This is a genomic window from Lactobacillus sp. ESL0679, assembly GCF_029433515.1.
In the GTDB taxonomy this organism is placed as follows: domain Bacteria; phylum Bacillota; class Bacilli; order Lactobacillales; family Lactobacillaceae; genus Lactobacillus.
Genome location: NZ_JAQTIG010000003.1, coordinates 184,737 through 199,426 on the forward strand (window position 1 = coordinate 184,737; position 14,690 = coordinate 199,426).

Consider the following 14,690-nt stretch of genomic DNA (forward strand, 5'->3'; position numbering starts at 1 on the left):
TTAATAAAGTCAATTGAATATTATTACGATTATCTTTTTATACAAGGTTAAAATTTGTTCTAAAAAAGATTATGAATTTTTGTGGTAAAAAATAAAAAATTATTTTTAGACGTAAGTAGTATTGATTTATCAATTATTTGTCTATTTTTATTTATTCGAATGAATTATTTGAAAGCTTGATTCATTCATATAAATATTATATTATGTAATCGTTTGCAAGACAAAAATATTATTTTTATGAAAGGTTTAGAAATGTCAGTAAAAATATTAAATTCAAGAAAAGGTCAGAAAATTAGTAAGTATATTTATGGTCAATTTTCAGAGCATTTGGGTAGAGGAATTTATGAAGGCTTATATGTAGGTGAAAATTCAGATATTCCAAATGAAAATGGTTTAAGAAAAGATGTTGTTAATGCATTAAAGAAAATTCATGTTCCAGTTTTACGTTGGCCAGGTGGTTTGTTTGCTGATACCTACCATTGGCAGGATGGGATTGGACCAAAAGAAGGTAGAAAAAAGATTGTTAACACTAATTGGGGAGATGTAACTGAAGATAATTCATTTGGGACTCATGAGTATTTTGAATTGTTAAGACAATTAGGTGCAGAAGCTTACATTAATGCCAATATTGGAAGTGGTACTGTCCAAGAGATGGCTGAATGGGTTGAATACATGACAATGCCAGGGAAGTCACCAATGGCAAACTTACGTCAAAAAAATGGTCGGAAAGATCCTTGGAAGCTTAAGTTCTTCGGTATTGGTAATGAAACTTGGGGTGGCGGTGGTAATATGCGCCCTGAATATTATTCAGATATTTATCGTCAATATCAGACATTTTTACCACAATATAATAAAGATAAGCCGATTTACCGTGTTGCGTGTGGTCCTAGTGAAGATGATTATAATTGGACCGAAGTTTTAATGAAAAATGCTGCTCAATATCTTGATGGTATTAGTTTACATTATTATACATTACCAAAAGGTGAGGATTGGATAAGTAGTAAAGGTCCAGCTACTGGATTTACTGATAAATATTGGTATAAGACTATGGATAGAGCCAAATTTATGGATCGTTTGCTTACCAAACATTCAGAGATTATGGATAAATATGATCCGAATAAGAAAGTTAATTTAATAGTTGATGAATGGGGAACATGGTATGACGTAGAAAAGGGTACCAATCCTGGCTTTTTGTACCAGCAAAATACTTTACGTGATGTACTAACTGGTGCGATTACATTAAATATTTTCCATAAACATGCAGACCGAGTATATATGGCAAATATTGCTCAAATGGTTAATGTTTTACAAGCAATGATATTGACTGACGGCTCTAAGATGTTGAAAACACCAACATATTATCTGTTTGATATGTATCAAAAGCACATGGATGCTGAAAGTATATTAGAAGATGGAGAGTTACCAGATAGAATTACTTATACTGCATCAAAGAAAGATGGTAAATTGACAATTTCCTTAGGTAATTATGATTTAAATCAAGATAAAACAGTTGATTTTGAATTTGAGGAAAATCCTAAGTCAATCGAAAATGCAGAAATTATTACAGGTTCTACAATGGATGCACACAATACTTTTGATAACCCTAATGAAGTTACTTTAAAGGAATTTAATGGGGCAACACTAATTGATGATAAATTGCATATTGCTATACCAGCTAAAAGTGTAATTTCAGTAACTTTAAGATAATCGAAAAAGTGAAATTATGAATATAATTAAAAAAATAAAAAATATACCAAGTCCATACAATTCTTTTAACCTATTTTGGTCATATATTATTTCAGAAATGTCTTATAATTTTATTTGGCCAGTTATGGGAACTTATGCAAGTTTTTGGTTAGTAAAGTATGCTAATTTTACTCATGCAGATGTTGGCTTAGCTTTTTCAATGATGTCAGTAATGGGTTTGATTTCTGCACCGGCAATAGGTTTCATTGGAGATAAAATTTTAGAGAAAAAGCAACTTATGCTAACTGTGGCTATTTTGTCGGTTGCAATGGGACCGTTCATGCAGTGGTTTGTAATGCCGATGAAAGGTAACACTTACGTAATGGCTATCATTATGGGACTATTTGTTGGTTTGGTAATGAATAGTGGTACTAATGTTAATGAAACTTACGAGCAGAGAATGAGTTTTGTTAATAAGTTTGAATTTAGCTGGGTTCGTTCAGGTGTAACTGTTATTGGATTTATCGCACCTTTGATTTGTGCATGGTTATTGTCATGGCAGCCACAAAATTTCTTTTGGAGTTTAAGCATAACAGGGCTAATTTATCTAATAATGGTAGTATTTTTTACCAAGCATGATGATAATAATCTCGGTGTTTTAAAGGGTGAAAAATCTGAAAAAGTTACTTTAAAGCAAGTAATGAAAAGTATGAAATCTAAAGCTTTTATCTTTTTTGTAATCTTTTTGCTTGGAACTACACCTTTGTCACAAATATGCGATCAACAAGTTATTAATTATTTTCAAACATTCTTTACTAATACTGCTCAAGGCACAGCATTATTTTCTTATGCTACAACTATTCAACAAATTATTGCCTTCTTTGGTATGATGATTATTCCTTTGGTTGTTAAACGCATTGGCTATAGAAATGGATTAATTGTAATGTCCTTTATTATGGCTGCAAGAATTTTGATATTTGCATTTGCTAAGAATTGGATGTTTGTAGCATTTGGATGGATTTTACAGGGTGTGTATACACCGTTTTGGTTTGTTTGCCCAATGGGGTACGTTTTCTCTGTGTTTGATAAGAGTGAATTTGCAACTATCCAGTCACTTAGTACGACTGCTGCAGTTCAAATATCACAGATTATTTTTTCAACAGTAATTGGTTCTAGTTATGATTCGCTAGGATTCAAATCAACTTATTTGGTTGTTGGTATAGTTATTGCAGTTTTTGCAGTTTTTGGTATGTTTTTCTTAGTTAAGGGACATAATAATCCTCAAACAGAAGCTTCTGAAAATTAAATTGAAAGGTATAAATATGAATATCACGGATACCGCTGAATTAATTCGGTCAGGTAAAACTGCTTTGGGAATTGAATTTGGTTCAACGCAAATTAAGGCAGTGTTAATTGATAGTAAGTTTAGGCCGTTAGCAACAGGTACTTTTCAATGGGAAAACAGTTTAAAGAACGGAATTTGGACATATTCAAAGGAAGAAATTTGGACTGGCTTGAGATTAAGCTATCAGCAGTTAGCAGCCAATGTTAGCAGTAAATATCATGTCAAAATTGAAAAAATTGGGGCAATTGGTGTTAGTGCAATGATGCATGGTTATCTAGCATTTGATCAAGATGATCAATTGTTGGTACCTTTTAGAACTTGGCGCAATACGATTACTGGTGATGCAGCTGGCGAATTGACAAAGTTGTTTAATTTCAATATTCCACTTCGCTGGAGTATCGCACACTTATATCACGCAATTCTACATAATGAAGAGCATGTTAAAAATATTGCATATATGACAACCTTAGCAGGATATGTTCATTGGCAATTATCTGGTGAAAAAAACATCGGCATTGGTGATGCGTCAGGAATGTTTCCTGTTGATCAGACAGGGAACTTTAATTCTAAGATGCTTGAACAATTTAATAATTTGCCACAAGTTAAGAAATATCCGTGGGAAATTAGAGATATTTTACCTAAGGTCTTAACTGCAGGACAAGTAGCTGGTCATCTAACCGAGCAGGGTGCTAAGCTGCTTGATCCAACTGGAACGCTAAAAAGTGGCAGTGTAATGGCACCACCTGAAGGTGATGCTGGTACCGGCATGATTAGTACTAATAGTGTCCGGGTTAGAACCGGTAATATTTCTGTTGGTACTTCTGAATTTTCAATGGTAGTTTTGGATAAACCTCTCAAAAAAGTTCACCGCGATATCGACATTGTGGCAACCCCAGATGGCTTACCAGTAGCTATGGTTCACGTTAATAATTGTTCTTCTGATATTAATGCTTGGGCAGAAATTTTTAAGGAATTTGCTGGGCGATTAGGTAAGAATTTATCTGCGGATGAACTGTACAGTACTTTGTTCTTAGATGCGACTAAGTCAGACCCAGATGCTGGTGGCATGGTTAATTATAGTTACTTCTCTGGTGAGCCAGTGACTAATACCGATGAAGGTAGGCCAATGCTTGTTAGAACTCCTAACAGTAAATTTACGTTAGCTAACTTTATGTTGGCACAACTTTATTCGGCCTATGCACCGCTTAAGATTGGAATGGATGTTTTGACGGATGAAGAAAATGTCAAAACAGATGTCATGATTGCACAAGGTGGCTTATTTAAAACTCCGGTAGTTGGGCAGCAGGTGCTGTCAAATATCTTGAATTTGCCAATTTCTGTCATGCTTAATGCCAGTGTTGGTGGCCCTTGGGGCATGGCGGTGCTCGCGCAATACGCTGCACAGCATGAGTCGATAGCATTGGCGGACTATCTAGACAGTCAAGTTTTTGTTGATTCAGAAATGATGAGTTTAAGTCCAGAACCTGAAGGTGTCAAGGGTGCCCAAAAGTACATTGATCGCTATGAATTGGCACTACAACTTGAAAATCAGGCGGAAATATTAAAGGACGAGGAAGAATAGAATGTTAGAGCAACTGAAAAAAGAAGTTTATGAAGCTAACATGCAACTGCCTAAGCTAGATTTGGTTACCTTTACTTGGGGCAATGTGTCCGGAATTGACCGCGACAGTGGGTTATTTGTTATCAAACCTTCCGGTGTGGAATACGAGCAAATGAAACCCGACGATATGGTAGTGGTTAACCTTAAAGGCGAGGTAGTTGAGGGTTCAATGAACCCATCAAGTGATACGCCAACGCATACCGTTTTGTACAATGCCTTTCCTAAGATTGGCGGCATTGTCCATACGCATTCACCTTGGGCCGTATCTTTTGCGGCAGCCAAAATGGATATTCCCGCAATGAACACAACACATGCCGATACTTTTTATAATGCAATTCCAGCAGCCGATGCTTTAACTAAGGCTGAAATTGAGGAAGATTATGAAGGTTACACGGGTCAAGCAATTGTGCGGACGTTCAAAGAACGTGGTTTAGACTATGAGGCAACTCCAGGAGCGTTGGTTAGCCAACATGGTCCATTCTGTTGGGGTGAAACGCCAAAAAAGGCGGTATATAACGCTAAGGTGCTAGAAGTTGTAGCTGAGGAAGACTATCACACTTTGCAACTAACTCGAGCTAACAGTGAATTACCACAATATTTGCTGGATAAGCACTATTATCGCAAGCATGGTAAGAATGCCTATTATGGTCAAAACAATGCGCAGTCACAGACACATGCAAAGAGAACTGGAAAGTGATGTCAGGCTGAGTAACGATGGATTAAAAATTGTAGTGGTTTAAAAGCGTGTTTTTATTTCAAAGGAGAAATTATTATGTTATCTATTCCAAAATATGAATTCTGGTTTGCTGCCGGTAGTCAACACCTTTATGGTGAAGAAGCTTTAAATCAAGTTGCAGAAGATTCCAAGAAAATTGTTGCTAGTCTAAACGAAAATGGCAATTTACCATATAAAATTGTGTTTAAAGAAGTTTTGACAACTGCTGATGAAATCACTAAGTTTATGAAAGAAGCTAATTATGATGACAATGTTGCCGGTGTAATTACTTGGATGCATACTTTCTCACCAGCTAAGAATTGGATTCGCGGCTCACAATTATTGCAAAAGCCACTGCTTCACTTTGCTACACAATACTTAAACTATATCCCATATGAAACAATGGACTTTGACTACATGAACTTGAACCAAAGTGCTCACGGTGACCGGGAATATGGCTATATCAATGCTCGCTTGAATATGCATAATAAGGTCGTTTACGGTCACTGGCAAGATCCAGAAGTTGTAAAGCAAATTGCTGACTGGGAAGATGTTGCTGTTGCTTATGACGAATCATTTAAGACTAAGATCTGTCGTTTTGGTGATACCATGCGTAATGTTGCCGTTACAGAAGGTGACAAGGTTCAAGCACAAATTCAATTAGGTTGGACAGTTGATTACTATCCTGTTGGTGACTTAATTGACGAAATGGACAAAGTTAAAGAATCTGAAATTGATGACGAATATGCTGACCTGAAGTCGCGCTACATTATGGTTCAGGGCGATATGGATGCAAAAGCTTATGAAGATACTGTTCGCTATCAATTAAGACAATACATTGCTTTAAAGCGCTTCCTTGAACGTGACGGCTATACTGCATTTACGTCAAACTTTGAGGACTTGCACGGAATGAAGCAATTGGAAGGTTTGTCAGCTCAATTGATGATGCGTGATGGCTATGGCTTTGCCGGTGAAGGTGACTGGAAGACTGCTGGACTGTTGCGGATCTTCAAGATTATGACACATAACAAGAGGACTGCATTTATGGAAGACTACACTCTTGACTTGCGTAAAGGTCATGAAGCTATTTTAGGTTCACACATGCTTGAAGTTGACCCATCCATTGCTTCTGAAAAGCCACGGGTTGAAGTTCACCCATTAGACATTGGTGGTAAGGATGATCCTGCACGTCTGGTATTCTCCGGTGGTGAAGGCGACGCTGTTGATGTAACTTTGGCTGACTTCCGTGATAATTTCAAGATTGTTACTTATCCAGTGATTGGTCATAAAGCTGAGGAAACACCACACTTACCTGTTGCTAAGCAAATGTGGACACCAAAACCTGGTCTTAAAGAAGGTGCCACTAAGTGGATTCATGCTGGTGGTGGTCACCATACTGTAATGTCATTTGCAGCTACTGAGGAACAAGTTCGCGACTTAGCTACGATGTATGGCGTTAACTTATGTGATATTGAATAAGGCTAATATTATAGATAAAATAAAAACTTCAGTAGATTTAAATGTCTACTGAAGTTTTTGTTTTATTTGATAGGAACTAATTCAATGGTTTTCATTATTTGCTTAACATTATTTTTTTGTACAAAGCCTGTTTTTGTTTCCATAGCGTTTGCTGTTCCTGCAGCAATTGCCCAACGGATAGCAGATTCGAAGTCAAGCTGTTTGTCTAATGCATATAATAATCCACCAACAACCGAGTCGCCAGATCCTTCGGTGTTTACTACCTTTACGGGATTAAACTTAATTTGAAAAAAGTGCTCATGATGTTTAATTAATGCACCTTTTGCACCTAATGAAACAATAATATTTTGAATTTTATTTAAATTACTTTGAGTGATTTCCTCTTTTAAAACGTAACAATCATAGGTTACTGTAGTTGAAAGAAGATCTGCAATTTCTTGTTCATTAGGCTTAATAAAGTCAGGTAATAGGTTACTTTTTAATACTTCTGTTAAAGCTTTACCGGAAGTATCCAAAATAATTTTTATCTTTGGATCCAGTGTTCTAATCAAGCTAATAATTCTAGTATAAAAATTATTAATTTGAGTAGGGGGTAAACTACCATTTAAAGAAATTGCTGAAATTTTGTTATTGCTTATTAATGATTTTAATTTATTGAGTAAATATGTGAAATTTAAAGAAGATAAATAGTCTCCATGTTCATTAATTTCTGTTTTTTTATTATTTTGTTGAATTATTGTGTAGCAATTGCGGGTGTTACCAGCAATCTTAATAAAATCAGCAGTATATTGATCTTCACATGCTTGATCTTCAATATATTGACCGTTGTAACCTGCTAAAAAGCCTGTTGCTGCAGTTTTTGCACCAAGATTAGATGCAACACGAGCAGCATTAATTCCTTTACCGCCAACCATCTTTTTTATTAAATTGACTCGATTAAGTGAGCCTACTTTTAACTCCTTGAGTTGGTATAGACGGTCAACGGATGGGTTGACTGTAATTGTAATATCCATTATCTATTCCTATTCTAAATTGTTAGTAAATCATTTTAATATATTTTGAATATTTCTTAACGCTTTCATTTTCGATTTCTGGATCTGTTACCAAACAATCAAATTTATCCAATTTTTGAAAAGTTATAATATCTGAATGATCTAGTTTAGTATGATCTGCTACAATAAATGATTTTTCAGAATGTGCAATGGCAATATTTTGAATGTTGCCTTCAGGTATTGTGCTTGTTGTAACACGGTTTTCACTGATTCCATTAGTAGAGCATAATGCATAATCTAAATTGAGACCATTAAAAATATTTTCAGCTTTTTCTCCTAAGAATTCTTCGGTGTTTCTATGCAATTCACCGCCGGTAAGTAATAAACGGCAGTCACTTTTATTTATTTCATTAAAAGCTGGCAAGCTGTTAGTTACAAAAGTCAAATTCTTCGGTATTAGTTGGGGTACTGCCATTAGTAAAGTGGTCCCCGCACCTAAAAAAATTGTTGAGTTATTAGTAATTTTATTTGCTAATAATTTGGCAATTTCTTTTTTTTCAACGATATTTTTCTTTAATTTTTCGTTTGTTGTTGATTCTGTCTGATTATTGCTTTGGGCACCGCCATAAATTCTGGTTATTTTTCCTTGTTCTTCTAAGCGCTTGAGATCACGTCTGATAGTCATTGGTGAAACTTGTAAATTTTTTGCAATATCAACGGTTGTCATAAATCCTGTTTTACTTAGAATATTGTTAATCTCTGTTAATCTTTTTTCTTGTAAACTCACAAAATCACTTCTTCATACTAGAATTATATCACACACATAGTATAACAAACATTCATGAACAATAAAAGTAATTCTGTGTTTATCTTTGTTAAATTTAGGTTGACAATGTTCAACTTAGGTATTATATTGAAAACGTATACAGAATAAGAAAGGAGGTTTAAGTATTGTTTTACGAAAATTTAATTGATTTAAATGTTTCTGTGTCTACTGAAGAGCAGTTATTTGATTTAGTTGGGCTGAGGGTCATTAATTTGGAGTATGCAAACTTAGGTTATATTACGAGTCTTGAGAAGAGGGAACTCTCTTATCCGACTGGATTAAAGTTTCCAAAAATATCTTTAGCGTTGCCACATGTGGATCCACAATATGTCAAACGACCATTTATATATATTGCGCGAACTAATCAACCATTAAAATTGAGACAAATGGGTGATAATGCTGAGATTGCAGCTAATGATTTTTTGTTTTTAGGTTTAAAGAATGGTAAAAAGCAACCTGAATTGCTATCTCAAATAATTTCAGCTTTTCAAGATGAAAACTTTGTTGGGCAATTTAAAGAGATAGCTACTGCTGAAAAGATGCTTCAGTTAGTTGAAAGAAAGTTTGAGGGATTATCAAAATGAAAACTATTTTAGTTTGTTGTGGAACGGGCGTTGCTACTAGTCCTCAAGTTGCTAATAAAATTAATGATTTTTTAGCAGACCAAGGATTAGATCAAATTGCTAAAGCTACACCAGAGCCTGTTGCAGAAGCCAAAGGATCTGTTGAAAATGATGCTAACGTCATTATTTATGTTGGCATCGCTCCGGCTGATGGAGAGCTTCAAGAAGCGCTTGATCAGAACAACGTTGTCGGTATGGTAGGTTTACCATGGCTAACTGGTATGGGACAAGATGAAGCTAATCAAAAAGTAGCTGATATTGTTAAACAGGCAAAATAACAAATCGTATAGGAGATGATTTGAATGGACTGGAACGCGATAGTTCAAGGAATTTTAAGCGTTGGAGCTCAAGTGTTAATTCCAATTTTAATTATGATTTTGGGACTAATATTTGGAATGAAGCCGTCTAAGGCTGTAACTTCTGGACTGTATCTAGGAACTGGGTTTATTGGTATGTCAATGGCAATAAACCAATTGACTCAAACTGTTAGTCCTGCTGCTAAAGCTTTAGCTAAATATACTGGAATCAATTTACCTGCGGTAGATTTCGGCTGGACTGGTGCGGCTTCAATTACATGGAGTTGGACCTTAGCTTTTCTTTTCTTTGCAGTAGAAATTGTTGTAAATATCATTATGCTTTTAGCAAAACTGACAGACACGATGAATGCAGATATGTGGAATGTTTGGGGAGTTGCTTTAACTGGCTATATGGTTTACCAAATTTCTGGTAGTTTAATTTGGGGCTTTATCTGTGGTGCAATTCAAGTAGTGATTTGTTTGAAGCTTGGTGATATGTGGAGCAAAGAAATAGCTAATATGTTAGGTTATGAAGGCGTTACTGTAACACACATTGAGGCTTTTACTGCTATTATTATGTCGCCTATTAATAAATTGATGGATTATATTCCGATTTTTAATCGTGAATGGGATGCTACAGCTTTAAAGAAAAAAATTGGTGTTTTTAGTGAACCAGTTGTAATGGGCTCAATTATTGGACTTTTGTTAGCTTTGGCTGGTCGTTATAGTTTGGGCGATGCTCTGAATTTAGCGGTTACTGTTGGAGCTGTAATGGCTATCTTTCCAGTTATGGCTAAATTCTTTATGGATGCACTAACACCATTTGGCTCTACTATGAGTGACTTTATGAAGAAACACGTTAAAGGCAGAACATTCTCCATTGGATTAGACTGGCCAATTTTGGGTCAAAGTACTGAATTATGGGTAACAATGGTACTAATGATTCCAGTTTCGATTATTTATGCTGCAGTTTTGCCGGGTAATACTATTCTACCAATTGCTGGTGTAATTAATTATTGTATTGGTGTTGGTGGCTTACTGCTTACTGGTGGCAATTTATTAAGAATGCTAGTTTTGGGTGTGATTTACGAACCAGTCTTCTTATATGGAGCATCATATTTTGCAAATATCTTTACTAAATTAGCAAAATCTAGTACTACCATTAAAGTCCCAGCCGGTTCTCAAGTTTCGTGGAGTTCAATTGAAGCCCCTGAATTGAGATGGGCAATGGCTTGGGCTGGTCGTGGTAATATATGGGCAATCATTGTCTTAGTAGTATTGATGGTTTTATTCTGGCTGCTGTATCGCTCATTTAAGAAAAATCCGATTCCTGCTTTAAAGTATAAGAAAGCGGCTAAAGTCGAATAGGTATAGATTAATGAAAAACATTTCAAATAAAAAGTTTTTTTGGACATGCTTATCTCTTCTAGCTTTCGGACTATTCAGTCTAGCTCTTATAACTAAGACTTATTGGCTAAATATCTTCGTTATTATTTTAGGATTACTAATTAATAAGAAGGGAAGTGATACCCTTTTTGTTAAAAATTGTTGGTCTACTAAAAATAATATAAGGAGGAAAAATAATTTATGAAATATCCTGCAGGAAGAATACCTTTTGAATATGAACGTGAAGATTTAGCAAAAGTAGTTCGAGAAGTAATGGAACGTCGTGATACTAATATTGTTGGTGGAAATATTAGCATTAAAGTTCAAGATGAAGCTGGTAAAGATTACTATGTAATGACACCAACAATGATGTCAGAAGCATATATGGGCTATTTAAATGCTGATCAGATTTTGGTAATTGAACCACACACTCGTAAAGTTATTTCTGGAAATGGTAAGGTAACTCGTGAAATTAATATGCACGAAGCAATTTATGATACTAATCCAGATATTAAATGTGTCTTTCACTCCCATGCTGATCAATGTATGTTTTGGGGTACAAGTGGTTTGAATATGCCCAATGTTACAGAAGCTACACAAAAGTTGAAAGAAATAAGAACTCTAGATTGGCATCCAATGTGTACAGAAGAACTGGCACAGTATGTTGCGGGAGAAATTAAAAAGCTGGGCTCAAAAGCTTTACGAAATGGTTTTATCCTAAACTCACATGGTACTTTGTTTACATCAGGTGGAAAGGATATGGATCCGCTAACTGCATTACATAAGTCTTTAGCTGACGTTGATATTACTGAATATAATGCTAAAGTTGCATATAAGCAAACTGTATTTCAAAAAATTGGTGTCCTAGACGGATATTATTCCGAAGATACAAAAATTGGTACTTGGGAAGATGTTAAAGCTGGAAAAGCACTTTATAATAAAAAAACAGCCCAAAATAAAAAGGGCGACTAAAAAGTGCCCTTCTTACAAAGTTTGACCACTTTGACCATATAACATTTTTTCTATAGATGCAACTATTATCAAGATTATTTGTGCAAAACCTGATCAATTTGATCAGGTTTTTTTGGAATAAAAGTGTGGATTGAGGAATTTTATGAGTATAGCAGAAAAACGAGTTTATGATGAATTAGCAAAACAAGCTTCTGAGCATGCTATTCCTACTCTTCAATTAGCAGAGAATTTAAAATTATCTAGATCTGTAGTTAGTCACTATCTTAATAAGTTATTAAAGGAACGTAAAGTAATAAAAATTACGGGTAGACCTGTAAAATGGCAAATAACAGAGCAAGTATCTTCTAATTTTTCTCAAGTTTTTACTGATTTTATAGGATATAAAGGCTCAATGAAACATATCATTGATCAGGTTAAAGCAGCAGTAGTATATCCTCCAAATGGATTAAATATTTTAATTACAGGTCATTCAGGTGTTGGTAAAAGTTATTTAGCAAATAAAATTTATCGTTATTCTATAAGTAAACAAATTAAAAAAGCTGGTGCACCATATATTACTTTTAATTGTGCTAATTATGCTGATAATCCAGAATTAATTTCTAGTACTTTGTTTGGATATGTGAAGGGGGCTTTTACGGGTGCAAATGAAGAAACTGAAGGGCTTTTAAAACAAGCCAACGGTGGGTTCTTATTTTTAGATGAAGTTCATCGTCTAAGTAGTGAAAATCAAGAAAAATTGTTTAGTTTTATTGATACAGGTAAATTTTATAAAATAGGTGATAATATTCATGCTGAAAAAACCAATGTTCGATTGATAATGGCAACTACGGAAGATCCAGATAAGGTCTTATTAACAACATTTTTAAGGCGAATACCAGTAAAAATAAAATTACCTGATTATATAGATCGACCAATTGATGAGCGATTAGAATTATTGAAATTACTTGTTTATAAAGAAGCAAGAAAAATAAATAAAAGTATCTGTGTCGATCAGCATGTCGTTTCTGCATTATTACAAATAAAGCATAGAGGAAATATTGGATATATTAAGAATATCATTCAACTTACTTGTGCATCGGCATATAATCGTGATTTAAATTTGCCGACAATTAACGTGACTATCTCTAATTTATCTTTGAATAATTTACCTAAATATTATAATTGGGGAACTATTTTAGTTGATCCAAATAAAAAAATGAAATTTATTTCACAATATGATTTTTCGTTGGGATTAGATGATTTAAAAATATCAATTCATCAGTTAGCAGAAAATTATTCATTAAAAAAGTTATGCGCTTGTCAAACAAAACTTCAAAATTTAAATAGTATAAATAATAAAATTGAATTTGAGACAGGGCTTCATTTACAACATCAACGTATTTTTTTAGAAATTATTCAAAAGAGGTATGGATTAAATATGGCAACATCAATTGAGCCGCTAATATTCATATTATATAAAAGCCATTTTAGGATTACTAAAATAGATAGAGAAAGTTTAACTAAAATTTTTTCAAAGAAGTTACCACGTTCATTTCATATAGCAGATATTTTTTATCAACAATTGCCAATATTGGATAAAATAAGCAAAAACTCTTTAATGATAATTTTTACTATCTTAATAAGTCAATTTGTTGATGAAAATATTAAATTGCGTGCTTTAATGGTTGCACATGGAGAAAATACTGCTACCAGTATTCAGGCTGTCGTTAATTCCTTATGTGAAAATTATATTTTTGATGCAATTGATATGCCTATTGATGCTAATGTTTCTTCCATTATTAAAGAAGCAAATAAATTAATAGACAGTTTCAACACAACTAATGGCTTTGTGTTGATGATAGATATGGGCTCATTAGAACAACTTTATTCTAAAATTAATTCACATTTAGATGGTGATTTATTAGTAATTAATAATTTAACTACCCTGACAGCACTTGATGTTGCGATTAAAATTAAACAGAATACACCATTTAAAAAGATTGCCGAAAAAGCAGACCAAGATTACGCAATTGAAGCAAAATATTATGAAGGCTTTTCTCAATTACCTAATATTTTGGTTTCATGTGTTTCGGGGCTAGGAATTGCTGAAAAAGTAAGTGAAATAATTAGACCATTCATGCCAGCCGATATTAAGACAATTGCAATTAGTTATGATTCTTTGAAAGAAAAAATAATGAGAAAGGAATGGTCATATTTTGATCGTACACTTTTTGTGTTGACAACGATTGATATCACTAAAGATGTGAAGTTTAAACATATGAATTTATATAATTTGTTGGATGCAAGTGGTGAAGAAAAATTACGTGATTGGTTGACCCCATACTTATCATCAGAGCAGATAATAAATTTTAATAATCAAATTGTTCGTTTCTTTTCTAAAGAAGGAATTGCTGAGAGATTAAGTTTTTTAAATCCTGACGTAGTTATTGGTGAGGTAGAAACAATTATTAATAAATATGAACTGCTTTATAAAGTGAAATTTGATGGTAAATTCAAGCTTAATTTATATATGCATATCGCACTGATGATTGAACGACTAATGCTTCATAATTCATCAGTTAGTGTGGAAAAGTCGATATCTAAAAAGGAGGCAAAATTTTTCAAAATAACTCATAGTGTTTTTCAACCAATAGAAATAAAATACAATATTAGAATTACGGCTTCAGAAATGAATGTTTTATATGAGCTGTTTAGCCAGTTTATTTAAGATAAAAGGCAATACTAAATTTTACGGAAAGAATTAGTAAAA

At 33.9% G+C, this 14,690-nt stretch carries 12 protein-coding genes; 10 read left to right on the forward strand and 2 right to left on the reverse strand.

From position 1 onward, the window contains the following. Window positions 1-252: 252 nt before the first annotated feature. The 5 genes from PT287_RS05525 to araA all read left to right on the forward strand — a co-directional run bounded on the left by PT287_RS05525 (window position 253) and on the right by araA (window position 6,846). Window positions 253-1,707 carry an alpha-L-arabinofuranosidase C-terminal domain-containing protein gene (locus tag PT287_RS05525; RefSeq protein ID WP_277133306.1) on the forward strand — a complete coding sequence of 485 codons (1,455 nt, stop codon included), beginning with the start codon at window positions 253-255 and terminating at the stop codon, window positions 1,705-1,707. Between the two features lie 16 nt (window positions 1,708-1,723). Then, on the forward strand, window positions 1,724-2,992 hold the full coding sequence (locus PT287_RS05530; RefSeq protein ID WP_277133308.1) for an MFS transporter: 1,269 nt from the start codon (window positions 1,724-1,726) through the stop codon (window positions 2,990-2,992). A gap of 16 nt (window positions 2,993-3,008) precedes the next feature. Continuing rightward, window positions 3,009-4,613: an FGGY-family carbohydrate kinase gene (locus tag PT287_RS05535; protein ID WP_277133310.1), complete on the forward strand. Its 1,605-nt coding sequence runs from the start codon at window positions 3,009-3,011 to the stop codon at window positions 4,611-4,613. 1 nt (window position 4,614) lies between these two features. After that, window positions 4,615-5,349: an L-ribulose-5-phosphate 4-epimerase gene (locus tag PT287_RS05540; RefSeq protein WP_277133311.1), complete on the forward strand. Its 735-nt coding sequence runs from the start codon at window positions 4,615-4,617 to the stop codon at window positions 5,347-5,349. A gap of 75 nt (window positions 5,350-5,424) precedes the next feature. Beyond that, the gene (gene araA, locus PT287_RS05545) at window positions 5,425-6,846 is read left to right on the forward strand and encodes an L-arabinose isomerase (protein WP_277133312.1); all 1,422 of its coding nucleotides are present in this window, start codon (window positions 5,425-5,427) and stop codon (window positions 6,844-6,846) included. A gap of 62 nt (window positions 6,847-6,908) precedes the next feature. Here the strand turns inward: araA and PT287_RS05550 are convergent, their stop codons facing one another. Further along, window positions 6,909-7,859, reverse strand: coding sequence for a 1-phosphofructokinase family hexose kinase (locus PT287_RS05550; RefSeq protein ID WP_277133314.1), 951 nt, complete (start codon window positions 7,857-7,859; stop codon window positions 6,909-6,911). Between the two features lie 22 nt (window positions 7,860-7,881). Then, window positions 7,882-8,625, reverse strand: a complete 744-nt coding sequence (locus PT287_RS05555; RefSeq protein WP_277133316.1) for a DeoR/GlpR family DNA-binding transcription regulator — start codon at window positions 8,623-8,625, stop codon at window positions 7,882-7,884. Window positions 8,626-8,789: 164 nt separating this feature from the next. On the opposite strand from PT287_RS05555, the gene PT287_RS05560 reads away from it, so the two are divergent. The 5 genes from PT287_RS05560 to PT287_RS05580 all read left to right on the forward strand — a co-directional run bounded on the left by PT287_RS05560 (window position 8,790) and on the right by PT287_RS05580 (window position 14,648). Continuing rightward, window positions 8,790-9,248 carry a PTS sugar transporter subunit IIA gene (locus PT287_RS05560; RefSeq protein ID WP_277133318.1) on the forward strand — a complete coding sequence of 153 codons (459 nt, stop codon included), beginning with the start codon at window positions 8,790-8,792 and terminating at the stop codon, window positions 9,246-9,248. Then, window positions 9,245-9,565, forward strand: coding sequence for a PTS galactitol transporter subunit IIB (locus PT287_RS05565; protein WP_277133320.1), 321 nt, complete (start codon window positions 9,245-9,247; stop codon window positions 9,563-9,565). Before PT287_RS05560 ends, PT287_RS05565 begins: the two co-directional genes overlap by 4 nt. 24 nt (window positions 9,566-9,589) lie before the next feature. Further along, window positions 9,590-10,951, forward strand: a complete 1,362-nt coding sequence (locus PT287_RS05570) for a PTS transporter subunit IIC (RefSeq protein WP_277133322.1) — start codon at window positions 9,590-9,592, stop codon at window positions 10,949-10,951. 219 nt (window positions 10,952-11,170) lie between these two features. Then, entirely contained in the window at window positions 11,171-11,941 is a 771-nt protein-coding gene (locus PT287_RS05575; protein ID WP_277133324.1) for a class II aldolase/adducin family protein, read from the forward strand. Between the two features lie 142 nt (window positions 11,942-12,083). After that, window positions 12,084-14,648, forward strand: coding sequence for a sigma 54-interacting transcriptional regulator (locus tag PT287_RS05580; protein WP_277133325.1), 2,565 nt, complete (start codon window positions 12,084-12,086; stop codon window positions 14,646-14,648). Window positions 14,649-14,690: the final 42 nt, after the last annotated feature.

What these genes read in the sequence shown, in the direction of transcription:
- PT287_RS05525 (WP_277133306.1), top strand. Translation starts at nt 253, where the DNA reads ATGTCAGTAAAAATATTAAATTCAAGAAAAGGTCAGAAAATTAGTAAG.
- PT287_RS05530 (WP_277133308.1), top strand. Translation starts at nt 1,724, where the DNA reads ATGAATATAATTAAAAAAATAAAAAATATACCAAGTCCATACAATTCT.
- PT287_RS05535 (WP_277133310.1), top strand. Translation starts at nt 3,009, where the DNA reads ATGAATATCACGGATACCGCTGAATTAATTCGGTCAGGTAAAACTGCT.
- PT287_RS05540 (WP_277133311.1), top strand. Translation starts at nt 4,615, where the DNA reads ATGTTAGAGCAACTGAAAAAAGAAGTTTATGAAGCTAACATGCAACTG.
- araA (WP_277133312.1), top strand. Translation starts at nt 5,425, where the DNA reads ATGTTATCTATTCCAAAATATGAATTCTGGTTTGCTGCCGGTAGTCAA.
- PT287_RS05550 (WP_277133314.1), bottom strand. Translation starts at nt 7,859, where the DNA reads ATGGATATTACAATTACAGTCAACCCATCCGTTGACCGTCTATACCAA.
- PT287_RS05565 (WP_277133320.1), top strand. Translation starts at nt 9,245, where the DNA reads ATGAAAACTATTTTAGTTTGTTGTGGAACGGGCGTTGCTACTAGTCCT.
- PT287_RS05570 (WP_277133322.1), top strand. Translation starts at nt 9,590, where the DNA reads ATGGACTGGAACGCGATAGTTCAAGGAATTTTAAGCGTTGGAGCTCAA.
- PT287_RS05575 (WP_277133324.1), top strand. Translation starts at nt 11,171, where the DNA reads ATGAAATATCCTGCAGGAAGAATACCTTTTGAATATGAACGTGAAGAT.
- PT287_RS05580 (WP_277133325.1), top strand. Translation starts at nt 12,084, where the DNA reads ATGAGTATAGCAGAAAAACGAGTTTATGATGAATTAGCAAAACAAGCT.